General features: G+C 64.3%; 20 protein-coding genes. 10 read left to right on the top strand and 10 right to left on the bottom strand.

Going from position 1 to position 23,020, the window contains the following annotated elements; genetic code table 11:
- Positions 1–91: 91 nt before the first annotated feature.
- Positions 92–1,144, bottom strand: coding sequence for an L-idonate 5-dehydrogenase (locus tag FX984_RS07910; RefSeq protein ID WP_146477011.1), 1,053 nt, complete (start codon positions 1,142–1,144; stop codon positions 92–94).
- A 14-nt stretch (positions 1,145–1,158) separates the two neighbouring features.
- On the bottom strand, positions 1,159–1,932 hold the full coding sequence (locus tag FX984_RS07905) for a glucose 1-dehydrogenase (RefSeq protein ID WP_146477014.1): 774 nt from the start codon (positions 1,930–1,932) through the stop codon (positions 1,159–1,161).
- 135 nt (positions 1,933–2,067) lie between these two features.
- On the opposite strand from FX984_RS07905, the gene FX984_RS07900 reads away from it, so the two are divergent.
- The 6 genes from FX984_RS07900 (at position 2,068) to FX984_RS07875 (ending at position 7,228) form a co-directional block, all read left to right on the top strand.
- A complete protein-coding gene (locus tag FX984_RS07900) occupies positions 2,068–2,940 on the top strand; it encodes a LysR family transcriptional regulator (protein ID WP_146477251.1) in 873 nt (290 codons plus the stop codon).
- Between the two features lie 104 nt (positions 2,941–3,044).
- Complete coding sequence (locus tag FX984_RS07895; RefSeq protein WP_027606144.1) at positions 3,045–3,677, top strand: glutathione S-transferase family protein; 633 nt, start codon at positions 3,045–3,047, stop codon at positions 3,675–3,677.
- Positions 3,678–3,695: 18 nt separating this feature from the next.
- Positions 3,696–4,616: a LysR family transcriptional regulator gene (locus FX984_RS07890; RefSeq protein WP_098479089.1), complete on the top strand. Its 921-nt coding sequence runs from the start codon at positions 3,696–3,698 to the stop codon at positions 4,614–4,616.
- Positions 4,616–5,500 carry a LysR family transcriptional regulator gene (locus FX984_RS07885; protein ID WP_146477017.1) on the top strand — a complete coding sequence of 295 codons (885 nt, stop codon included), beginning with the start codon at positions 4,616–4,618 and terminating at the stop codon, positions 5,498–5,500. Before FX984_RS07890 ends, FX984_RS07885 begins: the two co-directional genes overlap by 1 nt.
- A gap of 79 nt (positions 5,501–5,579) precedes the next feature.
- Positions 5,580–6,512 (top strand): pyridoxamine 5'-phosphate oxidase family protein, encoded by a 933-nt coding sequence (locus FX984_RS07880; RefSeq protein WP_146477019.1) that lies wholly within the window; start codon positions 5,580–5,582, stop codon positions 6,510–6,512.
- 311 nt (positions 6,513–6,823) lie between these two features.
- Positions 6,824–7,228: a RidA family protein gene (locus FX984_RS07875; protein WP_027606149.1), complete on the top strand. Its 405-nt coding sequence runs from the start codon at positions 6,824–6,826 to the stop codon at positions 7,226–7,228.
- 105 nt (positions 7,229–7,333) lie between these two features.
- On the opposite strand, the gene FX984_RS07870 is transcribed toward FX984_RS07875, so the two are convergent.
- From FX984_RS07870 to pmrG, 3 genes are all read right to left on the bottom strand, one after another.
- Complete coding sequence (locus FX984_RS07870; protein WP_146477021.1) at positions 7,334–8,854, bottom strand: ArnT family glycosyltransferase; 1,521 nt, start codon at positions 8,852–8,854, stop codon at positions 7,334–7,336.
- Positions 8,854–10,509: a lipid IV(A) 4-amino-4-deoxy-L-arabinosyltransferase gene (arnT, locus tag FX984_RS07865; RefSeq protein WP_098479091.1), complete on the bottom strand. Its 1,656-nt coding sequence runs from the start codon at positions 10,507–10,509 to the stop codon at positions 8,854–8,856. The genes FX984_RS07870 and arnT overlap by 1 nt, the downstream gene beginning before the upstream one ends.
- A gap of 193 nt (positions 10,510–10,702) precedes the next feature.
- The gene (pmrG, locus tag FX984_RS07860) at positions 10,703–11,371 is read right to left on the bottom strand and encodes a lipopolysaccharide core heptose(II)-phosphate phosphatase PmrG (protein ID WP_146477023.1); all 669 of its coding nucleotides are present in this window, start codon (positions 11,369–11,371) and stop codon (positions 10,703–10,705) included.
- Between the two features lie 274 nt (positions 11,372–11,645).
- Here pmrG and FX984_RS07855 point away from each other — a divergent pair, with 274 nt between their 5' ends.
- From FX984_RS07855 to FX984_RS07840, 4 genes are all read left to right on the top strand, one after another.
- Positions 11,646–12,305 (top strand): ABC transporter ATP-binding protein, encoded by a 660-nt coding sequence (locus FX984_RS07855; RefSeq protein ID WP_146477026.1) that lies wholly within the window; start codon positions 11,646–11,648, stop codon positions 12,303–12,305.
- Positions 12,302–14,764: an ABC transporter permease gene (locus tag FX984_RS07850; protein WP_146477028.1), complete on the top strand. Its 2,463-nt coding sequence runs from the start codon at positions 12,302–12,304 to the stop codon at positions 14,762–14,764. Before FX984_RS07855 ends, FX984_RS07850 begins: the two co-directional genes overlap by 4 nt.
- Positions 14,754–15,815, top strand: coding sequence for a lipocalin-like domain-containing protein (locus FX984_RS07845; RefSeq protein WP_146477030.1), 1,062 nt, complete (start codon positions 14,754–14,756; stop codon positions 15,813–15,815). The genes FX984_RS07850 and FX984_RS07845 overlap by 11 nt, the downstream gene beginning before the upstream one ends.
- Positions 15,816–15,928: 113 nt before the next feature.
- The gene (locus tag FX984_RS07840; protein ID WP_027606156.1) at positions 15,929–17,440 is read left to right on the top strand and encodes a hypothetical protein; all 1,512 of its coding nucleotides are present in this window, start codon (positions 15,929–15,931) and stop codon (positions 17,438–17,440) included.
- Positions 17,441–17,500: 60 nt separating this feature from the next.
- On the opposite strand, the gene FX984_RS07835 is transcribed toward FX984_RS07840, so the two are convergent.
- The 5 genes from FX984_RS07835 to FX984_RS07815 all read right to left on the bottom strand — a co-directional run bounded on the left by FX984_RS07835 (position 17,501) and on the right by FX984_RS07815 (position 23,008).
- Complete coding sequence (locus FX984_RS07835; RefSeq protein WP_146477032.1) at positions 17,501–18,598, bottom strand: SMP-30/gluconolactonase/LRE family protein; 1,098 nt, start codon at positions 18,596–18,598, stop codon at positions 17,501–17,503.
- Positions 18,595–19,272: a sterol desaturase family protein gene (locus tag FX984_RS07830; protein ID WP_027606158.1), complete on the bottom strand. Its 678-nt coding sequence runs from the start codon at positions 19,270–19,272 to the stop codon at positions 18,595–18,597. The genes FX984_RS07835 and FX984_RS07830 overlap by 4 nt, the downstream gene beginning before the upstream one ends.
- 89 nt (positions 19,273–19,361) lie before the next feature.
- Positions 19,362–20,225, bottom strand: coding sequence for a LysR family transcriptional regulator (locus FX984_RS07825; RefSeq protein WP_027606159.1), 864 nt, complete (start codon positions 20,223–20,225; stop codon positions 19,362–19,364).
- A gap of 111 nt (positions 20,226–20,336) precedes the next feature.
- On the bottom strand, positions 20,337–21,743 hold the full coding sequence (locus FX984_RS07820; RefSeq protein WP_146477034.1) for an amidase: 1,407 nt from the start codon (positions 21,741–21,743) through the stop codon (positions 20,337–20,339).
- On the bottom strand, positions 21,740–23,008 hold the full coding sequence (locus tag FX984_RS07815; RefSeq protein WP_098479096.1) for a Zn-dependent hydrolase: 1,269 nt from the start codon (positions 23,006–23,008) through the stop codon (positions 21,740–21,742). The genes FX984_RS07820 and FX984_RS07815 overlap by 4 nt, the downstream gene beginning before the upstream one ends.
- Positions 23,009–23,020 lie beyond the last annotated feature (12 nt).

Genomic DNA, 23,020 nt, shown 5'->3' with positions numbered 1-23,020 from the left:
GTTTGATAAGAGCTGGGGCCGCTTCGCGTCCCAACGGGAGCAAGCGCCCTCGCCACAAGAATCTTGCTTACCAGAAGGGCTCGTCACAGGTTCAAGGCTGATCCACCACGCCAAAATCCAGCACCACCTTCATCGCCTGGGTCTTGTCCGCCGCCAGTTCAAACGCCTGCACCGCCTGCTCGAACGGCAGCGTGTGGGAGATCACCGGGCGCACGTCGATGACCTGGCGATTGAGCAAGTCCACCGCCTGGGCAAACTCGCTGTGGAAGCGGAAGGTGCCGCGCAGGTCGATCTCGCGGCTGACCAGCAGGTTCAGCGGCAGTGACACCTCGCCGCCCAAGCCGACAGTGACCAGCACGCCGCGCGGGGCGATGCAGTCCAGGCCGTTACGCAGGGCCTGGGCGCTGCCGGAGACTTCGAACATCACCTCGAAGTAACCCTTCTCGGCGGTGTAGCGCTTGAGCGCGTCGATGCCGTCGGCAATGTTGTGGGTGCGCGTGGCGCCCATTTTTTCCGCGCAGGCCAGGGCGCTGGCGGACAGGTCCACCGCGACGATTTCAGCCGCACCGGCGGCGCGCAGGCCGGCGATCAGCAGGTTGCCGATGGGGCCGCAACCGGTCACCAGCACGCGCTTGCCGAATACCGCGCCGGCCCGTTGGATCGCATGCAACCCCACCGACAGCGGTTCGGCCAGTGCACCTTCGGTGAGGCTGACATGATCGGCCAAAAGATGTGCCTGGTGCGTCTCGATCACCAGGCTCTGGCGAAACGCGCCCTGGACATGCGGGAAGGGCATCGCGCTGCCGTAGAAGCGCATGTCCAGGCAGTGGTTGGGCAGGCCTTGATGGCAATAACGGCAAGCACCGCACGGGCGCGAGGGCGATACGGCAATGCGTTGGCCGACCTTGAACCGGCCGGCGTCGGAGCCCACGGCGTCGATCACTGCCGAGACTTCGTGGCCGAGCACCATCGGCTCGCGCAGGCGCACAGTGCCGAAGCCGCCGTGCTGGTAATAGTGCAAGTCCGAGCCGCAGATGCCGCCGCGGGCGATGCGCACGCGCAGTTGCTCGGGGCCCAGGCTGTGAGGTTCGTCCTGGGGGCTGACCCGCAGGTCTTTTGAGGCGTGGCAGACAATGGCGTGCATAAGGTTCTCCAGGGTTACAGCGACGCGGTGATGCCACCGTCGACATAGAGGATATGACCGTTGACGAAACTCGCGGCATCGCTGGCCAGGAACACTGCCGCACCGGCCAACTCAGCGACGTCGCCCCAGCGTCGGCTCGGCGTACGTTGCACCAGCCAGTCGCTGAATTCGGGGTTGGCCACCAGGTTGGCGTTCAACTCGGTCTTGAAGTAGCCGGGACCGATACCGTTGACTGTCAGCCCGTGGGGGCCCCAGTCGATGGCCATGCCCTTGGTGAGCATCTTCAACGCACCTTTGCTCGCCGCATACGGCGCGATGCCCGGGCGGCCCAATTCACTTTGCACCGAACAGATATTGATGATGCGCCCCCGCTTGCGCGGGATCATCGCCCGTGCCACGGCCTGGCCCACCAGGAAGGCGCTGTCGAGGTTGGTGCTGATCAGTTCGCGCCAGTGCTGCTCGCTGTAGTCTTCCAACGGCCCACGGCGTTGCATGCCGGCGTTGTTGACCAGGATGTCCAAGGGCCCGAGGCGTTCCTCGATAGCGGCCACACCGGCCTGGATCGCCGCGCTGTCGGTGACGTCGAAGGCCTCGGTGTGCACCTCCAGGCCCTCGAGGGTCAGCAGCGCGGCGGCGTCGCGCAGGGTGCTGCGGTTACGCCCGTTGAGCACCACTCGCGCACCGGCCTGGGCCAGGGCTCGGGCGATGGCCAGGCCGATACCGGCACTGGAACCGGTGACCAGCGCCAGCCGGCCATCGAGGCGAAAGGTGTCTAGAACGCTTTGCATGGGCATGTTTCTCCGGGCGCGCTTGTGATAATCAAAACAATGGCTGATGGGCTTAACTTCACTCCGGTATAGGGCGCAGGTCCAATGTTTATTTATGATCGGCTGATCAATATCGGTGATAACCGGGGAGGCTCGATGGAACTCAAGCACTTGCGCGCCTTTGTGGCACTGGCCCAGGAGCTGCATTTCGGCCGGGCGGCGGCGCAGTTGTCGATTGTGCAACCGGCCCTGAGCATGCAGATCAAGCTGCTCGAAACTGGCCTGGGCGTACGCCTGCTGGACCGCAATCGCCACTCGGTGACCTTGACCGATGCCGGTCGGGTGTTCCTGCCCGAAGCCCAGGCGACCCTGCACCAGGCCGCTCGGGCGGCGGAGGCGGCGCGGGCGTCCAACCGGGGGGAAATCGGCCGGGTGCGCTTGGGCTTTGTGTCGTCGGTATTGCCGCACCTGTTACCCGCGTTGATCCGCACGGTGCATCAGCGCTACCCGCGGATCGAGCTGGAACTCAAGGACATGCCCGGCCCCGATCAAGCCGCCGCGCTGAAGAATGATCGCCTGGATTTCGGCCTGATGCGCCTGCCCGCCGCCTACCCCGGGGTGCAAACCCGCGTGGTGCTGCGCGAGCCGTTCTGCGTGGCCCTGCCGATGGATCATCCGCTGGCCGCCCAGGCGTCGATCCAGCCCGGCGACCTGCTCGACGTGCCGGTGTACATCCTTGCGCGGCGCTATGCGCCCGGGTTCTACGACGAATTTATCCAGGCCGTGGGCATCCCTTTGCAGATCGCGTCCGAACTGGGCGAGTTCACCACCATGCTCGCGCTGGTCTGCGCCGGGTTGGGCGTCGGCGTACTGCCGCAGCAGGCCGCGCGGGCGTTGCCGGCCAATTGCGTGTCGCGGCCACTGGCGTTGGGGGCGTTCCAGGCGCGCACGGGGTTGGCCTGGACCACGTTGGACAGTGCGGTAAAGACCACGTTGTTTGCGTTGATCGTCGAACTGTTTGGCGAGTGATTGTTTCATCCGCTGAAATGCTGGATTGTAAAAGCTGGTGATTCCAGTGGTCGGCGCAGCGGTGGAACATGCCGGTGTCAAACCCCCACCCTTTGGAGCCTTACATGTCCCAGCCTGCGATCAAACTCTATGGTTTCCCCTTGTCCGGCCATTCCCATCGGGCCGAGCTGATGCTGTCCCTGCTGGGGTTGCCCAGCGAGTTCATCCTGGTGGACCTCAAGCAAGGCGCGCATAAAAGCGCTGACTTCACTGCGACCATCAACCGTTTCGGCCAGGTCCCGGCGATTGACGACAACGGCACCGTACTGGCGGACTCCAACGCGATCCTGGTCTACCTCGCCACGAAATACGGCAAGGGCCAATGGTTGCCAAGCGACCCGGTGGGGCAGGCGCGCGTACAGCGCTGGCTGTCGGCGGCCGCCGGCGAGCTGCACGCCGGGCCCGCCACCGCACGGCTGGCCGTGGTGTTCGGTGCCGATGTGGATGCGGCGGCGGCGATCAGCCGTGCCCATGGCTTGTTGGCACTGGTGGAGCAGCAACTGAGCGAAACCCGCTTCCTGGCGGGGGAGCAGGCGAGCATCGCCGATATTGCGTTCTACACCTATGTGGCCCATGCGCCGGAAGGCAATGTGTCGCTGGCCGACTACCCTAAGGTGCGCGCCTGGCTTGCCAGCATCGAGGCCTTGCCAGGATTTGTGGGCATGCCGCGTACGGCGGTAGGGTTGCAATCACATTAACGTTGCTGAGGCGCATCGATGGACCGATTTCACGAAATGCAGGTGTTCCTGGCGGTGGCCGAGGAGGAGGGCTTTGCCGCCGCGGCGCGCCGCCTGAACACCTCGCCACCCAGCGTGACCCGGGCCATCGCCGCCATGGAAGCGCGCATCGGCACCCAGCTGCTGGCGCGCACCACCCGCAGCCTGCACCTGACCGAGGCCGGCCAGCGTTACCTCGAAGATTGCCGGCGCATCCTCGCCGAGCTGGACGAAGCCGAAGAAGCGGCGGCGGGCAGTTATTCGATCCCCTGCGGCCACCTCACGGTGACCGCACCGGTACTGTTTGGCGAGTTGTATGTGGCGCCGGTGCTGGGCGAGTACCTCGACCGTTTTCCGCTGGTGAATATCAATGCCTTGCTGGTGGATCGGGTGGTCAACCTGACCGACGAGGGTATCGATGTGGCTGTGCGCATCGGCCATCTGCATGAGCCGGGGCAACAGGCGATCAAAGTGGGCGAGGTACGCCGGGTGGTCTGCGCCTCGCCCGGCTATCTCGACCAGCACGGCCGCCCCCGGCACCCCGGGCAATTGCCTGCGGCGCAGATCGTCGGCCTGTCCTCCAGCCGATTGGTGAGTGAGTGGGCGTTTGTCGACGCCGGCCAGCCGCTGACGGTGCCCATCGAACCGCGCCTGGTGGTCTCGGCGAACAACGCAGCGATCAACCTGGCGCGCCTGGGCTGGGGGGTGACGCGGGTGCTGTCCTATCAGGTCGCGGCGGCGGTGGCGGCCGGCGAGCTGGAAATTGTCCTCGAGGACTTCGAGCCGGCCCCGTTGCCGATCCAGGTGGTGTTCCAGAAAAGCGCGCGCGTGCCGGCCAAGATCCACACCTTTGTGGATTTCCTCAGCCATCGCCTGGGCCAGGACACGGCCTTGAATCCGGCGATGAAGCGGCGCGGTTGATGGAGCGTTATCGCGATATGCAGCTGTTTGCCGCGCTCGCCGAGCAACCGAGCCTGGCCTCGGCCGCACGTGCAGCCCAGGTCTCGGCGCCGACATTGATGCGTGCGATCGCCCGCTTGGAAGCACGCCTGCGCGTACCGTTGCTGCAACGCAGCACGCGGGGTGTCAGCCTTACCGACACGGGCACTGTCTACATGGCCGACTGCGTGCGGCTGCTGGCCGCCGTGGACGCCGCCGAAGCCTCGGCCAACGGCTTGCATGTACAGGTCCAGGGCAATCTGCGGGTGTTCATGCCGTTGCTGTTCAGCCGCTATGTGATGGCGCCGCTGTTGGCCAGCTACATGGATCGTTATCCGGCGGTGCAGCTCACCGCCCACTACCACGACTATTACCCCAACCTGCACGAAGAGGGGCTGGACGTGGCGATCCTGGTCGGCGAGTTGCCCAGTTCCTCACTGATCGCGCGGCCGGTCGGGCACGTGCGGCAGATCCTCTGCGCCAGTCCCGCTTACCTCGCGGCGCACGGCGAACCCCGACACCCGGACGACCTCAAGCGGCATCGCCTGATCGCCACTGCCGACCCGGTGCATTGGGCGTTCCAGGGGGGCCAGCTCAAGGCCCGCGCGCGGCTGAGTTGCGCCACGGTGCAAGGCACGATCAATGCGGCGGTGCAGGGCGCGGGGCTGGTGCGTTGCTTGAGCTATCCGCTGCATGAGCATCTGCTCAGCGGCCAGTTACGCCGCGTCCTGCAGGGCTATGAGCCAGCGCCCCTGCCGGTGCATGTGGTGTACGGCGAAGGGCGCCATGGGCCGATGCGTGTGCGCAGTTTTGTCGATCATTGCGTGGCGGCGCTGCGTGAGCATCCGGCATTTCAGTTGGCGTAACAGTGGATTGCCTGGGCTGGGTATTCTGCGTTTGGCTGGCGAGGCGCAGCATGGGGGCAACCCACTGGAGGTGATCACCATGAACCCTATTGAACAATCCCCCTGGCATGCCGGCGAACGGCAGTTACAAGCAGCGGTCGGCGTGGCCGAGCGCATGGCGGTGGTCGGGCCCAAGGTGATACGCGATCACCTGCCGGAGCAGCATCGGGATTTTTATCCGCTGTTGCCCTACCTGGTGCTTGGCGTGGTGGATGAACAGGGGATTCCCTGGGCGACCCTGATTGAAGGCGCGCCGGGGTTCGTCCACTCTCCCGACCCTTATACGTTGCAGATTGACAGCCTGCCCTCTGCCAGCGACCCGGCCCGCGCCGCCTTGCACAAGGGCGCTGCCGTGGGTCTGCTGGGTATCGACCTCAACACCCGGCGGCGCAACCGCATGAATGGGCGTATCGGCGCGCTCGATCACGAGGGCCTGTCGGTCGACGTGGTGCAGACCTACGGCAATTGCCCCAAATACATCCAGCTGCGGCCGGTCGATGGGATTGCGCGTAAACCCGGCACCCGGGTCGAGCGTCTTGACGGCCTCGACGACGCCGCCCAAGCGATGATCCGCAACGCCGATACCTTCTTCGTCGCCAGCTACGTGGAGGTCGACGGCGAACGCTCGGTGGACGTCTCCCATCGCGGCGGTAATACCGGCTTCGTGCGCGTGGAGGGCGACGTGCTGACCATCCCGGACTTTGCCGGCAACCTGTTCTTCAACACCCTGGGCAACCTGGCGGCCAACCCGGTGGCGGGGCTGCTGTTTATCGACTTTGAAACGGGGGATGTGCTGCAGATCGCCGGGCATACCTCGCTGATCCTCGACGGCCCTGAAGTCGCCCGCTTCGAGGGCGCGCAGCGGCTCTGGACGGTGACCGTGGACCACGTGGTCCGCCGCCCGGCGGCGTTGGCGTTGCGCTGGCAGTTCGCGGAGTTTTCGCCGTTCAGCCTGGCGATGGGCGGTTGGTAGCGTCAGCGTATTTATCACGGCCTGTTGAAGAGCAAGCAGGGGAACTCCCTCTGTGGTGAGCGGGCTTGTCCCGCGTTGGGCTGCGCAGCGGCCCTAATCACTTCCACATGATGGGAGTTCGGGCTTCCACACCCCTTCTCTGAATGTGCAGCGACCCGCGAAGGGCGGCGGCGAGGTTGATCAGACGCAACCCGAAAGCTGCGTAAGAGCGGTCCGATGGACCTGCTCATCTTCATCACCCAAAGTCCTCTCCTGGAGACGTAAGACTTTTAACGTTAGCCTTGCACTTCTACCGACAACAAGGACTCGTCATGCAACCCAAGGTCATCAATCCCAAGAGCGTATTCAACTCCCTGCAATACGGCTTCAGCCAAGCCATCGAAGTGCCTGATGGCCGGCGTATTCTGCTTTCCGGCCAGGTAGGTGTGGATGCCCAGGAGCGTACGGTCGGTCCAGGCATTGCCGAGCAAACCGATACGGCGTTGGACAATATCGAAAAAATCCTGGCGGAGGTCGAGGGTGACTTGTCCCATGTGGTAATGCTGCGGCTGTATATCGTCGAGTCCGCACGTGATCGGCAGGAGCTTATCGCCCAGGCGCTGCGTGAGCGCTTCCCCCATAACCCGCCGCCGTCGTCCTGGATTATTGTCAGTGGGCTTTCGTTGCCGGAGTGGTTGATCGAAATCGAGGCGGAGGCGGTGATTTCACCGAAATAAGGCCACGACAAGCATGTTCACGCGAAAACCTGTTTGCCATGATCCAGCGGCTCACTGTCCCCACGCCACGCCCAGCGCGGTACAAGCACACTCGATACACAGCTATCAGCGTGACGCAGGGATAAACGCCACACTGCCCTCGTCACGCTTCTGAAACAACCGCTCGCCATTGTCCGGCTGGGTCGTGATCACCTGATGATCCGCACCCAGATACGCCAGCGGCGTCGGATCATCCTTGGAAAACTGCGCGACGATGATCGTACGGTGCGGGTCGAAGGTCTGGCCGCTGGTTTTTTCCAGCCAGGCCATGAAGGCGGCGGTGTCACCCTGGCGGGGAAAGTCCTGGGTCTCGGCGATGTAGTAGAACGGCTTGCCGCCATTTTGCAGGTACATCGGGACCTTGTTGTCGACTTCCACCAGCACCATCTGCCATTGGTTCCAGGGCGCGCTTTTCACGGCCTCGGCTTGCACATCCTCGGCGAAGCGGGTCACGCCGCCATTGCTGTTGGACCAGGGATAGGCCACGCCGAGGACCAACAGCATGAGTGCGGCAGCGATCCCCAGACCCTTCTGCCAGCGCGGCCAGCTGGCGGGCTTTTTCAACACGCGTTCACTCAGCCACCACGCCGCCAGCAACTGGGCAAACGGCACCAGCGGCAGTACGTAGTAGCTGCGTCGGCTGCCGCTGGCGGTAAAGAACACAAACAGCAGGCCCAGGCCCCACACCAGCCAGCGCACGTTCGGCGGGGTGTGACGCCAGTGCCGCACGGCCAGCCACAGGCCCAGCAGCCAGCACGGCGTCCAGGGCAGGGTGTAGGCGGGCAGGTAGATCAGGTAGGTGTAGATCGGCCCCCTATGGTCGAACGGGTCGAAGAAACGCACCACGTTTTCCCGGAATACCAAGGCCAGGCCGCTCGCGCCATAGGTCGGTGCGCCGTAGACGTGCGACAGCACGAACGGCACGGCATACACCGCTGCGGCGATCAGCACGGCCAGCACCAGGCGCAGGTTGAGGTGGCGCTTGTAGCGCTGTTCGCCGAGCAGGTGCGGCAGCAGCACCAGGCCGGGCAGCACAAAGCCGATCAGGCCTTTCAAGAGCGACGTCAGGGCCAGCAACAGGAAAAACACCGTGTAGCGCCACAGCCGCGTGTCGTCGGGGCCGCGCCAATACCAGGCGACGGCCGCCAGCACGCCGCACACGGTGAGCACATCCGCCGTGGCCACGCGGGCCCAGAACAGGAAGTAGAACGTGGTGGCGAGCATCCAGCCGGCGATCAGCCCCGTGCCCTTGCGGAACAAACGTTCGCCGATCAAGTACACCAGCCACACACTCAACCACGCGCCGATCACCGATGGCAGGCGCAACGACCAGGGCCCGAGGCCCCCCACCAGGTGGGCCGCGCCAGTGATCAGCCAGTAGGAGGGCAGGGGTTTGTCGTAATAGGGCACGCCCTTGAGATAGGGATCGAAATAGTCACCGCTCTGCAGCATCTGCAAGGCGATATTCGCCCAGCGGGTTTCCGGGCCCCACAGGTCACGTGCGCCCAGGCCGGTGAGCAGCAGCAGGGCCGAGACGCCGAGCAACAGCAGCAGGGCGCCGCGTTCGGTCTTGAAATAACCCGGCATCATGGCGCCTGCGGGTAGAGGATAAGTTCCAGGTAGCCCTTGTAGTAGCGTTTGCCTCCGGGCGGCAATTGCCCGGCCTCGCGCATTTCACTGGTGCTGTTGACCCGCAGCAGCACGCCGACCGAGCCGTGCTGGCGCGCGTCCTTGAGCCAGCCCTGAACCTGTTCCAACTCCACTTTGCGTGTGACCGCACCGGCGTACTGCAAGCCGTAGCGCAACTCGCCTTCGGTGTCATACAGCGCCACGTCGGGTCGTTGCAGGCGCCAGGCCAAGGCGCTGGCGCTTTCCAGTTCATTGCTCAGCAGCGCGTGGGTGTGCTGCAACTCATCCAGATGCTCCAGCACAAATTGGTCGGGCATTTCGTTATCGGCGATGTAGGCCGGCATGCTTGACGGCAGCAGCACTACCAGCAGGCCGATGCCCAAGGCCGGCATCGCCCACAGCGTCAGCGGCCGCACGCTTTGCAGCAGGTTGGCAAGGATCCAGCCCAGCAGCACGATAAACGCCAGGGACAGGCTGAACATCTCGGCATGGCTGTTGCTGTACAGCGGCCGGGCGATTTGCAGGTAGATCAGCCCGACCATGGCGGCCATGCCGATCACGAAGTTGAGCAGGCCATTGAGGCGCAGGGTGCGGGTTTTGCCCTGGCTGACCAGCTCGCTCAGGGTATGCCCCATCAGCAATGCGAGGGGCAGCAGGCACGGCATGATGTAGGTCGGCAGCTTGCCGTTGCTCAGGCTGAACAAGCCCAGGGGCAGCAGCAGCCACAGGGCCAGGAAGGCGATCGCCGGTTGGCGCTTTTCTTTCCAGGCCTGGTACAGGGTGTCGGGCAGCAGCCCGGCCCACGGCAGGCAAGCCACCGCCATGATCGGCAGGAAGAACCACCAGGGTCGCACGTGCTGCGCGTTGTCGGCGCTGAAGCGGCGGATGTGTTCATTCCAGAAAAAGAAGCGCCAGAAATCCGGTTCCTGGTTGTGGATCGCCAACACCCAGGGCAAGCACACCAGCACGGCCACGCCGATGGCCAGCGGGCCATACCGCAGCAACTCGCCCAGGCGCCGTTGCCAGAGCATATAGGGCACGGCGATCAGCACCGGCAGCGCCCACGCCAGGAAACCCTTGGTCATGAACCCCATGGCACACGCAAATCCCAGCACGGCCCAGGCGCCCAGGCGGCTGCGCAGGGTGCTGCTGTCGAGGGCAAACCACAGCGCCACCAGGCTCAGGTTGACCCACAGGGTGAATTGCGGATCGAGGTTGGAATACCCCGCCTGCCCGGCCACCAGGCCAAAGCTCAGGTAGAGCAGGGCGCAGGCGAAGCTTTTGCGCGGGTCGTTCCACAGGCGACGGGCGATCAGGTAAGCGAGCAGCACGCTCAAGCCGGTGGTCAGGGCCGAGGCGATGCGCACGCCGAACAGGTTCTGGCCAAACACGGCCTGGCCCAGGGCGATCAGCCAGTAACCGGCGGCCGGTTTTTCGAAATAGCGGATGCCCATGAAGTGCGGCGCCACCCAGTTGCCGCTCAGGAGCATTTCCTGGCTGATCTGGGCGTAGCGGGTTTCATCCGGTATCCACAAACCGTGCAGGCCCAGTGGCAACAGATAAAACGCGACGAAGGCCAGCAAGAGTACCGGCAGGGGGTTCAGGCGAGTCATGAAAACGTCGCTCCTTGACGTCTGATGGTGTTTTTTTCAATTAATGAAGTAATGGTGAAAGTCGTCACGGCGTTCACTAAATAACAGGAAATAGTCATAACGACCTTAATTAAGGACGCAACTAAACATGCCAGAACAGGGCTGTCTTTTTGCTGAACATAAGCCGTAGTGGCGGGAAGGGAATGACGTGGATTTATTTAAGCGCGGCAGGCCAGTCCTGGTTTTTCATGATGCCCAGGGCCTTGAACTTGCCGTTGGCCAGCACCTGCACGAACAGCGCGCTGCCGTACTCGGAAAACTTGGCGTGGGGGAAGCCCAGGGCGGTTTCAAAGTCGGCGATGCAACCGCTGTGGGTGACGAATACGAGGTTGCGTCCAGCCTGTTTGTGGCCGAGCAGTTCTTCACCCATGGCCTTGCCGCAGACGGCTTGTTCGCTGGAGGTCATGTCGGTTTTGCCGAACATGAAACGCGAGGTCTGGGCCGTGCGAATGGCGGGGCTTGAGAGTACGTCGGTGCCGTCCATGCCCAGGGATTTAAAGGCTTTCCCCAGGTTTTCGGCGTGTTGGCTGCCATTGATCGTCACGCCTTCCACCGGGCCCAGGCACGGGTTGCTCGAACGGTCGCAGCGCTCTTCATGACGCACCAGTACGATCAGGTCGCCGTCTCGCCACAGCGGCAGCACCTGGGAGGTCAACAGGCGGTTGCCGACGCCAAGGTCCCGCGGGGAAGTCGGCCAGAACAGCGCGCAAGTGAGCAGCACGGCGAGCACGGCAAGTCCGAGCCAAAGCGGTTTGAGGCGCTTGAAAAAGGCTCGGCGCGAGCGTGGTTTAATCAGGGTAAGGTCAACCACTACATTCACCATGGTCACTATCGGCTGTGTTGTATTAATTAGGCGCAACTTGTCGGCAAGTGCCCGAAGTGAAGCGCGAGGCTGTCACAGGGTGGCTGTCTTTTCGCTGAACATGCTGCGGTTAAAAGTTGCCAGGCGTGGCAACTAATAAGTTGTCGACGAGTGACGCTTGGCCGGCAATTTAAAGTGCGGTGGGTGGGCGGCCGGTGAAAACCATGTGAAAAATTTGCGTGGCCTTGATCCTCAGCCGTTATTCTCGATTGCCAGCCATCCGATGAGTGTTCCCATGTTGCAGGTGCAAGGTGTCTTCAAAAGCTACGCCACCCCCCAGGGCCCGTTGGCGGTACTGGCGGGGGTCGACCTGCACCTGGGGGGGCGCAGCAGCCTGGCGTTGATGGGTGAGTCCGGCAGCGGCAAGAGCACCCTGCTGCACTTGGTTGCCGGGCTTGATCGGGTGGACGGCGGCAGCATCCAGGTGGGTGAGCAGCGCCTTGACCAGATGAGCGAGGCGCAACTGGCCCTCTGGCGGCGTACCGAGATTGGCCTGGTGTTCCAGCAGTTCAACCTGATCGGCAGCTTGCGCGTCGACGACAACCTGGCGTTCCAGGCCCGCCTGGCGGGGCGTTTTGATCCGCAGTGGCAGGCGCAATTGGTCGAGCGCCTGGGCCTGGGGGACTTGCTCAAGCGCTATCCGGAACAACTCTCGGGCGGCCAGCAGCAACGGGTGGCCGTGGGGCGGGCGTTGGCCTCGCGCCCGGGTTTGCTGTTGGCTGACGAGCCCACCGGCAACCTGGACGAAGCCACCAGCGACGAGGTCCTGCAACTGCTGCTGGACCTGCTGCGCGACAGTCCCACCAGCTTGTTGATGGTCACCCACAGCCCACGCATCGCCGCCCGACTGGACCGGCAAGTGGTGCTGCATCATGGACAGGTCATGCCGACGTGAGGGTGTTTTACTGGACCTTGCGTGCCTTGCTCAGCCATTGGCGACGCCATCCGGTGCAGTTCTTCAGCGTGCTCACCGGCCTGTGGCTGGCCACCGCGCTGCTGACCGGGGTGCAGGCCCTCAACAGCCAGGCCCGCGACAGTTACGCGCGCGCCAGCCAATTGATCGGCGGCGAACCCCAGGCCAGCCTCAGTGCGCCGGACGCCGCCAGTTTCCCGCAAACGCTGTTTGCCCAACTGCGTCGTGCCGGGTGGCCGGTGTCGCCGGTGGTGCAGGGGCGGCTGCAACTCAAGGGGCATGAGGACGTGCGCCTGCAGTTGATGGGCATCGAACCACTGTCGTTGCCCGGCAGCGGCGCGGTGGCGGGGCAGCGCCTGAGCCAGGCGCAGATGCTGGCTTTCTTTGAACCGCCGGGGCGTACCTGGATTGCGCCGCACACCTTGCAGGCCCTGGGACTGCGCGAGGGCCAGCAACCGCTCACGCTGAATGGGCAGCGCCTGCCGCCATTGCAAGTCCAGGCGGATATGGCGCCCGGCCTGTTGCTCACCGATATCGGGTTTGCCCAGGTGCTGCTGGAGATGCCCGGCCAGCTCTCGCGCCTGCTGGTGGACAAGGCCTTCGCCGCTCGCCATCCCACACCGCCCGCCGGGCTGCAGCTCAAGCAGGGCGAGGAGAATAACCTCGCGCGGCTGACCGAGAGCTTTCACCTGAACCTTGATGCATTGGGTTTCCTGTCGTTTGTGGTGGGGCTGTTTATCGTGCATGCGGCCATCGGTCTGGCCCTGGAGCAACGGCGCGGGTTGTTGCGCACCTTGCGCGCCTGCGGGGTGAGTGCGCGGATGTTGATCCTCGGCCTGGGGGTGGAGCTGGGGGCGTTGTCGCTGTTGGGGGGCGTGCTCGGCGTCGCCAGTGGTTACCTGCTGGCCAGCCTGTTGCTGCCGGATGTGGCCGCCAGCCTGCGTGGCTTGTATGGCGCCGAGGTGCCGGGCCAATTGAGCTTGAGTCCCTGGTGGTGGGCGGCAGGGTTGGGCTTGAGTCTGCTCGGCGCCTTGCTTGCCGGCGCCAGCAGCCTGTGGCGGGCGGCGCGTCTGCCGTTGCTGGCGCTGGCCAACGCCCAGGCCTGGCACGAGGCCCATGGGCGCTGGTTGCGGCGCCAGGGCTGGGTCGCGGCTACGGCCTTGCTGATCGCGTTGTTGGCGTTATGGCTGGGCGACAGCCTGGCCGCCGGTTTTGTGTTGATGGCGGCCTTGCTGCTCGGCGGCGCCCTGGGCCTGCCGGTGCTGCTCAATGGCCTGTTGGAGGCGCTGCTGGGGCGCAGCCGTTCGGTACTCGGCCAGTGGTTCCTGGCTGACTGCCGCCAACAATTGCCGGCCCTGAGCCTGGCATTGATGGCGCTGCTGTTGGCCCTGGCCGCGAATATCGGCGCGGGCTCCATGACCTCGGGCTTTCGTCACACGTTCAATAACTGGCTGGAGCAACGCCTTACCGCCGAGCTGTACCTCAACCCGCAAACCCCGGCCCAGGCAGAGCAACTCAGCACCTGGCTGGCGCAGCAACCGTTGGTGCAAACCGTGTTGCCCACCTGGCAGGTCGCGGTGCAATTGCAGGGTTGGCCAGCGGATCTGTTTGGCGTGGTCGACGACCCGACCTATCGCCAGCACTGGCCGTTGCTGGAAGCGGCGAGGGCGCCGTGGGACCAGTTGCAGCAAGGCGAGACCCTGATGCTCAGCGAGCAACTGGCGCGGCGGCTCGGGGTGACGCTGGGTGATACGGTGAGCATTCCCACGCCCCAGGGGGTGTGGTCGCCCACCGTAGTGGGGGTGTATGCCGATTACGGCAACCCCAAGGGCCATATGCTGGTCAATTCCCGGCACCTGCTGGCCCACTGGCCGACACTGGCACCGGCGCGTTTCAACCTGCGGGTGCTGCCGCAGGACGTGGCGCCGCTGGTGGCTGAAGTGCAGCGCGCCTTTGCCCTGGAAGACAGCCGTATCGTCGATCAACAGCAACTCAAGGGCTGGTCGAGCCAGGTGTTCGAGCGCACCTTCGCCGCCACCGCCGCGCTCAACAGCCTGACCTTGGGCGTGGCCGGCGTAGCGCTGTTCATCAGCCTGCTGACCCAGAGCCAGAGCCGCCTCGGTCAACTCGCCCCGCTGTGGGCATTGGGGGTGACGCGCAGGCAATTGATGCTGCTGAACCTGGGGCAAACCTGGCTGCTGGCGGTGCTCACGCTGCTGCTGGCATTGCCCCTGGGGCTGTTGCTGGCGTGGTGCCTGGATGCGGTGATCAACGTGCAGGCCTTTGGCTGGCGGCTGCCGTTGCAAGTGTTCCCGTGGCAGCTCGCACAATTGCTGGGGCTGGCGATGTTTGCCACGTTGTTGGCGTCGGCTTGGCCCCTATGGCAGCTGTACCGCAGCCGTCCGGCGGATTTGTTGAGGACGTTTGCCCATGAAGATTAGGGCGTTGATGTGTGCGTTATTACTGCTGGCGGCCTGCGACAAAGTCCCCGCGCCCCAGGAAAGCTTCGCCGGCCTGGGCAGTGACGCCGCCGACTTTGCCCAGGTGCTGCCCGGCAAGGTCTTCAGCTTTCCCGAAGACCACGGCTCCCACGATGGCTTTCGGATCGAGTGGTGGTACGTCACCGCCAACCTCAAGGACGCCCAAGGCAATGTGTTCGGCGTGCAATGGACGTTGTTTCGCAACGCCCTCAAGGCCGGGCCGACGCAGGCGGGCTGGCACGACTCGACCGTATGGCTCGGCCACGCCGCCGTCACCTCCGCCACCCGCCACTACGCCGCCGAACGCTTCGCCCGCGGCGGCGTCGGCCAGGCCGGGGCGCAGGCTGCGCCGTTCAACGCCTGGATCGACGACTGGAATTTCGCCAGCCAGCCCGGCGCCGCGAGCGCCTTGGCGGACATGCAACTCAAGGCCAGCGGGGCGCAATTTGCCTACGACCTGCGCCTGACATCCAGCCGGCCATTGGTGTTGCAAGGCGACCATGGCTACAGCCGCAAATCCGATCAGGGCCAGGCGTCGTACTACTACAGCCAACCTTTTTTTACCGCCGAGGGCAGTGTCAGCATCGACGGCAAGACGTATCAGGTCAGCGGCCCTGCGTGGCTCGACCGCGAATGGAGCAGCCAACCGCTGACCGCCAGCCAGACCGGCTGGGACTGGTTCTCCCTGCACCTGGACCGTGGCGAGCAGTTGATGCTGTTTCGGGTGCGGCAAACCGACGGCGCGTCCTACCTGACCGGCACCTGGATCGACCGCGAAGGCCACACCCAGACCCTGCACAACGCCGACATCCAACTGGCACCGCTGGACACCACGGCGATCGACGGTCGCCAGATTCCCACACGCTGGTCGCTGAAAATTCCCGGCAAGCAGCTGGATATCACCACCCAGGCCGTCAACCCCAAGGCCTGGATGAACCTGAGTATTCCGTATTGGGAAGGGCCGGTGCGGTTTGAGGGTGGGGTGGGGTACCTGGAGATGACCGGGTATTAGATGAAGAAATTTCCTACAAAAATACTGGACATTCATACAGTTGTTGGCTAGATTTCATCCCAGGTGACCGGATGTCACCTGACCTTCAGTTTTTAACTATGGATGGATAAAAAATGAAATCGAAAAAAGCCTTTATGCTCGGTGCGGCCATGGCGGCCACCTGCTTCGTCTCGGCCTTTGCCCTCGCTGAACAATACCCTCACCTGGCTGCGCAAGCGGCGCCTCCTGCGGTCAAGCAAGGCTTGAAAAGCGCTGCGAAGGTCAAGGCCAACAAGGCGACGGCTGCCCTCAAGCAGCAATTGCTGGCGGGTGCCCAGCAGAAGAAAACCCTGTTTGCCCCCAAGGCGAAGGCTGACTCGGTGGTGGAAGACAACACTGCGCCGGCCAGGGTGACCAAGCTGCAGAAAACCACGGCCCAGTCGGCGCCTGCCGTACAGGCTGCGCTGGTCCAGGGCTGTGAGCAGACGCTGGACATCAACTCGCTCTATACGATCGATGGCGTGCAAACCGGCGACCTGCTGTGCTACCACTTCAACCTGCCGCAGAAGGCGCGGATCAATGTTCTGCTGGTCAACCAGACCGCAGGCACCGACATGTCGTTGTCGCTGTTCCAGGACGACGGCCAGGGCAATCCGCTGCCCCTGGGCACCTCCAATAACCCCGGCACGGGCGATGAAAGCCTTGGCGGCGTGGTGCCGGCCGGCGATTACTACTGGTTCATGGAGGCCAACGCGGCGGTCCAGGGCTCGAGCTTTCAGTTCGGCGTGGCGGTCGATACCAACCTTGATGCGTTCGAACCCAATGACACCCCGGACACGGCCTTCCAACTGCCGGACACCCTCAACTACATCAACGGCAACGCCGACAGCCTGGATGATGTCGATTACTTCGATTTCACCGCCGTCCGTGGCCAGAGTGTGGGTATTGCGCTGACGGCCGATGCGACCAGTGGCAGCACGCGCAACAAGTGGATCCTCGAGCGTTTCGATGGCGCCCAGTGGGTCACCGTGGGGGCCAATGTCGTGTCGACCTCGATCCCGAGCCCGGGTGTCGGTGGCGTGGTCAAGGTACGTGTGCGGCCGAACCAGCACCCGAACGAGCCGTGGAGCGCGACCGGCAAGTACAACTTGTCGTTCGGTTCCAACCCGCGGGTCAACAGCCCGGATGTGAAGGGCGAGGCGAACGTGTTGCGCATTCCGTATTCGGCTTCCGACGTGGGCTACGGCTACATGACCACCCAAGCCTATCGCGACCTGACCTGGACCATGGGCCTGTCGGACAGCACCGGTGCACCGCTGGTGGGCCTGCACCCGATCGTCTATCTCGACCAGCGGATCGACCCGGCCAACGGCGATATCGTCTACAAGGCGTATTCGGCGGCGACCGACAGTGCGGGCCAAGCGGCGGGCACGATCAACGTGGGCACCTGCTTCGGTGATTTCCAGACCACCTTTGTCGATTACGCCCAGGGCTACAACAACACCTGGCGTACCGACTTCAACTACGGCGTGTGGCGCATGGAAGTACTGGAATACCCGGGTATCGGCGTCGGTGGTGACAACACCGAGTTCGTCAGCTTCGGCCACCTGTGCAAACAGACCTTGCTGAGCAGCACCAAGAGCTGAACATGAGTGACCCGTAGTACCCAGGGCATACAGGCCAGGCGCCTGTATGCCCTGTTTGCGTTATTGCGCCAACGCCAGCTTCAACGACAAGCGCGCCATGCTCGTATTCTTCAATGAGCCCAGGTACAGCCAGTCGCCATATTCCCGGGCCGTGGTGATGGGCGAGTAATTGCCGACGCTGCCATCCTGCAAGTTGGCGATGACCTTGCCGTCGGTGTCCAGCCCCAGCACGAAGGCTTTGCGCTCAATGGGCTTGGGCACCACCATCAGCGCACGCACCATCATCTTGCGCAGCAAGGGGTAGCCGGCAAAGCTGTCCAGCAGCGGGTTGCGTGGTGAGTACAGCGCCACCCAGAAACGGTCCTGGCCGTTGAAACTGAGGTTGTCCGGCAGGCCGGGCAGGTTGTCGATAAACAAGTCGTGGTTGCCCGCACGTTCGCCCTTGAGCCAGTAGCGGCTGATGCGATACGCCCCGGTTTCATTGACCAGCAGGTAATTTTCATCGGGGCCGAGGGCCACGCCGTTGGCGAATTGCAGTTGGTCCAGCAACACCTCGGTGGTGCCGTTGCGAAAGTCATAGCGCAGCAGGCGACCATCGCCGCCATGCTCGATCACCGCCTCGCCATCCTGGCCATAACCCCAGCGGCTCGAAGCATCGCTGAAGTAGGCATAGCGCCCGCCGGCATCGATGGTCACGTCGTTGGTAAAGCCAAAGGTGACGCCATTGGCGCTGGCGCTCAGGACGGTCAGTTGGCGCTGGGGATCCAGCGCGAGCAAGCCCTTGATCCCGTCGGCAATGATCAAGCGCCCGTCCGGGTGCAGTGCCATGCCCAGCGGCCGCCCACCGGTGTTGGCCAGTACTTCCAGGGTGGGGTTGTCGGGCGACGTGCGGATGATGCGGCCGTCACGCAGCCCGCTGATCAGAAGCCCCTGGGCATCGAGCAGCAAGGCCTCGGGGCCGGCGATGCCCTGGGCGCCGATTTTCTGCACAGCCTTGAGGCGCTGGTTGTCGGCATAGGCACCTTCCTTCATCGATGGCGCCTTGGGCGGAGCCCAGTTCACCGGTTGCACTTTGGTCGGCATCAACAGCAGGAAAGCGATCACCGCCAGCAGCAGCACAAACAGCAGATGACGCATTTTCTTTCGACGGGTACTCATGACGATTCCTGGTTGTCGTTGGGGTTCGGTTCCCAGTACAGGGTGCCGAACAGGTAATCCATCAGCGGGAGGACGATATTGAAATTGCGCCCCTGCATCAGCTCGCGGCGGTGATGCAGGGCGTGCAGTCGATGCATCTGGCGAATCCACGGCAGGCGCGCCAGCGGGTGGTCGGCGGGCAAGTGCTCGCAGGCGTGGAACACTTCGTAGAGCAGGTAACCGAGGATCATGCTCCCGGCGAACAGCCCGGCGACATTGGCGTTCAGGTGCTGGAGCAACCACCAGGCGGGGAGGGTGATGACCAGGCTGTGCAGCACGATCAGCCACGCCGGAAAGAGAATGACGCGCCAGTCTCGCGGGCTGTCGTAGGTCATGTGGCCGGGGGTAAAGAAGCTGTGGTGATCACCGGTGTGGCGCGCATAGAACAGGCGGGCCAAGGCGTGTTTGTGATGGCCGAGGTGGCGATGCACCAGGTAGATACAGAGGTTGAAGAACACCAGGGTCAGCGGCACGGTCAGCCACTCGAACGGCGTCACTCGGTGGGTGGAGGCCCCGGCCAGGCCGATGCAGCACACGCCATAGCCGAGCACAAAGCCGGCGTGCAGCCAGGGGTTGTAATGGGGGCTGACCTCGGCGCGGTAGCGGCTGCGAAACGTCTCGGTGGGGTGGACCATGGCGGGCTGCTCAGGTTTTTTTGTTGGAGACTGAGCTTAGTTGGTACACGGGAATCTGCGAGTTTTGCGCGCTGCGCCGGTGAAGGGATTCAGATCAACGGGTCCCAGCGCTGCGACCAGTCACTCTCGGCCTTGACCACTTCACGCAGCAGCCCCAGGGCCTGTTGCAACACCGCCGAATCCCGTGCCCGCGAGTACACCAGGAACGTCGGGAAGCTGAACTCCGGGGCCTTGGGCACGCGCTGCATCACGCCGCTGTCCAGGTAGCTCTGTACCACCCGCGTGCGGAAATAGCCGGCGCCGCCGTTCTCGAGGATGTACTGCAATGCCAGCGGCCCGAGGTTGAAACTCACCGCCGCGCGAGCCCTGTCGGGCAGGGCCGCGTCGTGCTGCTGGCGGAAACCCGGGCCCCAATCGATGTAGACGTACGGGGCCGGTTTGCTCGTCAATTGCACCAGGATCAGTTTTTCTTCCAGCACCTGCTCCACCTGCAACCCCGGCCAGTACTGCGGCTGGAACACCAGCGCCGCATCGAGTACGCCGAGCTCCAGCTGCCGCAGCAGGTATTCACCTTCACGCACTTCGGTGCGCAGGGCATGCCCGGGGATCTGTTCGCGCAGGGCCCGGGCCCAACCGAGCATCAGCGGGTTGCACAGGCTGACTTCACCGCCGATATGCAGCACATTGCGATAGCCATCGGGCAACGGCAGGTCGCGCCGCGCGGCTTCCCAGGTTTGCAGCAACTGGTTGGCGTACACCACAAACGCCTCGCCGTCGGCGGTCAGGCGTGCACCGGCGCGGTTGCGCACGAACAGCGTACTGCCCAGTTGGCTTTCCAGGTTTTTAACGCGTGCGGTGATGGCGGTCTGGGTGACGTGCAGTTTCTCGGCGGCGGCGGCCAGGCTGCCGCAGCGGGTGATTTCCAGGAAAGTGCGTGCCAGTTCGATGTCCATGAAGCCCCCGGGGATGAATGCGGGACATTGTAGAGGCAGGGGATTGGAGTGCGCTCAGAAAATGTGGGAGGGGCAAGTCGAATCGTCGCACCGCCCCTCCCACATTTGGATCTACGGTGTTGGGGTGATCGGTGTCTGTAAGTGCCGGGTCGGAAACGCCTTGGCATACGCCCGGCACACTCGCAACACCTGCTCATCGGCAAACCGCGCGCCCACCACATGCAACCCCACCGGCAAGCCATTCGCCGCCAAGCCGCACGGCACCGACGCCGCCGGCTGCTGGGTGAGGTTGAATGGGTAGGTGAACGGTGTCCACTCGGTCCATTCCTGCATGCCGGAACCGGGCGGTACGTTGTGCCCGGCCTCGAACGCGGTGATCGGCATCATCGGCGAGACCAGCACGTCGTAATGCTCGTGGAACGCCGCCATCCGGGCCACCAGTGCCGCCCGCGCTTCCAGGGCCGCAGTGAAGTCATCCAGGCTCAACTGCTCGCCACGCTGGGCAATGCGCAGCAGCCCAGGGTCCAGCAGTTGTTTCTGCGCGTCGCTCATGGACCCGGTCAGGCGTGCCGCGCCCGCTGCCCACAAGGTGCTGAACACTTCCAGCGGGTCGCTGAAACCGGGGTCGATCTGCTCGACATGGGCACCCAGCTGCACCAGGCCTTCGACCGCCCGGGCGACTACCCTGGCCACCTGCGGGTCGACATCCACGTAGCCAAACGTGGGGCTGTAGGCCACGCGCAGGCCGTTCAAATCCGTGTGCGGCGTGAGCCATGGCGTGGTCCTTGGCGCGCCGATCAGGCCATCCCGCGCATCCGGCTGTGCCACGGCCTGCAGCATCAGCACGCTGTCTTCCACGGTGCGGGTCATCGGCCCCAGGTGCGAGAGGATGGTCATCGAACTGGCCGGCCATTGCGGCACATAGCCGAACGTCGGCTTGATCCCGAAGGTGCCGGTAAACGCGCAGGGGATGCGAATCGAGCCGCCGGCATCGCTGCCTTGGTGCAGCACGCCCAGGTTCAGCGCCGCTGCCGCCCCCGCACCGCCGGACGAACCGCCCGCTGTGGTGCGGGTGTCCCACGGGTTGCGCGTGATGCCGTACAGCGGGTTATCGGTGACGCCTTTCCAGCCGAATTCCGGGGTGGTGGTCTTGCCCAGCAGCACCGCGCCGGCCTTGCGCATAAAGGCCGGGAAGGGCGCGTCGACGTCCCACGGACCCTCGGCCGACGAGGTGCGCGAGCCCTTGCGGGTGGGCATGCCGAGCGTCAGCGTGAGGTCCTTGATCGAGGCGGGCACGCCATCCAGGGCACCGCAGGGTTCACCCTTCAACCAGCGTTGCTCCGACGCCCGCGCGGCGCGCAGCGCGCCCTCGGGGTCCACATGGCAGTAGGCGTTGACCACCGGGTTGTGGCGTTCGATGCGCAGCAATGCGTCCTCGGTGACGTCCACCGGCGACAGGGTCTTGTCGCGAAAATGCGCCAGCAGTTGTACCGCCGTCAGTTCACCTATGTCACTCATGGCTGCTCCCCCTGTGCCGCGTTGACCATGGCGCGCAGCAACACGGCGCATCCGGCCGCCAGGTCATCCGGCGCGGCGTTTTCGATTTCGTTATGGCTGATGCCGCCTTCGCACGGCACAAAGATCATCCCGGCCGGGCCCAGCTCGGCGACGAAAATCGCGTCATGCCCGGCGCCGCTGACGATGTCCATATGGCTCAGGCCCAAGGCACCCGCCGCATCGCGCACGGCGTTGACGCAGGCCGGGTGGAAGTCCAGGGGCGGGAAGTCGGCGGTGGGCGTCAGTTCGAAGGTCAACCCGTGCCGGGCTGCTGTGGCGTCGATCACGCCACGTACTTCATCGACCATGGCCTGCAGCTTGTCGGCATGCAGGTGGCGCAGGTCGAGGGTCATGTGCACCTGGCCGGGAATCACATTGCGCGACCCCGGGTGCAGGCTCAGGCAGCCGACCGTGCCGCAGGCGTGAGGTTGTTGCTGGTGGGCGATACGGTTGACCGCGCTGACCACCTCGGCGGCGCCCACCAGGGCGTCCTTGCGCAGGTGCATCGGCGTCGGGCCGGCGTGGGCCTCGACGCCGGTGAGGGTCAGGTCGAACCACTTCTGGCCCAGGCAGCCCATGACCACGCCGATGGTGGTGGCCTGGTCTTCCAGCACCGGGCCTTGCTCGATATGCGCTTCGAAATACGCGCCGACCGGGTGGCCCGACACCGCACGTGAACCGGCATAGCCGATGCGCTGCAACTCGGTGCCCACCGACAGGCCCTGTTCGTCCTGCTTGTCGAGGGTGTCCTGCAGGTCGAACTTACCGGCAAATACCCCGGAGCCCATCATGCACGGCGGGAAGCGCGAGCCTTCTTCATTGGTCCATACCACCACTTCGATCGGCGCCTGGGTCTCGATGTTCAAATCGTTGAGGGTGCGGATCACTTCCAGCCCGGCCATCACCCCGTAGCAGCCGTCGAACTTGCCGCCGGTGGGTTGGGTGTCGATATGGCTGCCGGTCATCACCGGGGGCAGGGCGGGATTACGTCCAGGGCGGCGGGCGAAGATATTACCGATGGCGTCGACACTGACGCTGCACCCGGCGGCTTCGCACCACTGCACAAACAGGTCACGGGCCTGGCGGTCCAGGTCGGTGAGGGCCAGGCGGCACACGCCGCCCTTGACCGTGGCGCCCAGTTGCGCCAGGTCCATCAGCGATTGCCACAGGCGGTCGCGGTTGATCAGCGGGGCGTTGCCCTGGAGCGGTTGCGCAAAACTGTTCATCTGTATTCTCCC

Origin of the sequence: Pseudomonas marginalis, assembly GCF_008692035.1 — a bacterium.
Lineage (GTDB): Bacteria > Pseudomonadota > Gammaproteobacteria > Pseudomonadales > Pseudomonadaceae > Aquipseudomonas > Aquipseudomonas marginalis.
This window is presented reverse-complemented; position numbering and strand designations above follow the sequence as displayed.

Coding starts and splice junctions, on each gene's coding strand:
- FX984_RS07910 (WP_146477011.1), bottom strand. CDS start 1,144: ATGCACGCCATTGTCTGCCACGCCTCAAAAGACCTGCGGGTCAGCCCC.
- FX984_RS07905 (WP_146477014.1), bottom strand. CDS start 1,932: ATGCAAAGCGTTCTAGACACCTTTCGCCTCGATGGCCGGCTGGCGCTG.
- FX984_RS07900 (WP_146477251.1), top strand. CDS start 2,068: ATGGAACTCAAGCACTTGCGCGCCTTTGTGGCACTGGCCCAGGAGCTG.
- FX984_RS07895 (WP_027606144.1), top strand. CDS start 3,045: ATGTCCCAGCCTGCGATCAAACTCTATGGTTTCCCCTTGTCCGGCCAT.
- FX984_RS07890 (WP_098479089.1), top strand. CDS start 3,696: ATGGACCGATTTCACGAAATGCAGGTGTTCCTGGCGGTGGCCGAGGAG.
- FX984_RS07885 (WP_146477017.1), top strand. CDS start 4,616: ATGGAGCGTTATCGCGATATGCAGCTGTTTGCCGCGCTCGCCGAGCAA.
- FX984_RS07880 (WP_146477019.1), top strand. CDS start 5,580: ATGAACCCTATTGAACAATCCCCCTGGCATGCCGGCGAACGGCAGTTA.
- FX984_RS07875 (WP_027606149.1), top strand. CDS start 6,824: ATGCAACCCAAGGTCATCAATCCCAAGAGCGTATTCAACTCCCTGCAA.
- FX984_RS07870 (WP_146477021.1), bottom strand. CDS start 8,854: ATGCCGGGTTATTTCAAGACCGAACGCGGCGCCCTGCTGCTGTTGCTC.
- arnT (WP_098479091.1), bottom strand. CDS start 10,509: ATGACTCGCCTGAACCCCCTGCCGGTACTCTTGCTGGCCTTCGTCGCG.
- pmrG (WP_146477023.1), bottom strand. CDS start 11,371: ATGGTGAATGTAGTGGTTGACCTTACCCTGATTAAACCACGCTCGCGC.
- FX984_RS07855 (WP_146477026.1), top strand. CDS start 11,646: ATGTTGCAGGTGCAAGGTGTCTTCAAAAGCTACGCCACCCCCCAGGGC.
- FX984_RS07845 (WP_146477030.1), top strand. CDS start 14,754: ATGAAGATTAGGGCGTTGATGTGTGCGTTATTACTGCTGGCGGCCTGC.
- FX984_RS07840 (WP_027606156.1), top strand. CDS start 15,929: ATGAAATCGAAAAAAGCCTTTATGCTCGGTGCGGCCATGGCGGCCACC.
- FX984_RS07835 (WP_146477032.1), bottom strand. CDS start 18,598: ATGAGTACCCGTCGAAAGAAAATGCGTCATCTGCTGTTTGTGCTGCTG.
- FX984_RS07830 (WP_027606158.1), bottom strand. CDS start 19,272: ATGGTCCACCCCACCGAGACGTTTCGCAGCCGCTACCGCGCCGAGGTC.
- FX984_RS07825 (WP_027606159.1), bottom strand. CDS start 20,225: ATGGACATCGAACTGGCACGCACTTTCCTGGAAATCACCCGCTGCGGC.
- FX984_RS07820 (WP_146477034.1), bottom strand. CDS start 21,743: ATGAGTGACATAGGTGAACTGACGGCGGTACAACTGCTGGCGCATTTT.
- FX984_RS07815 (WP_098479096.1), bottom strand. CDS start 23,008: ATGAACAGTTTTGCGCAACCGCTCCAGGGCAACGCCCCGCTGATCAAC.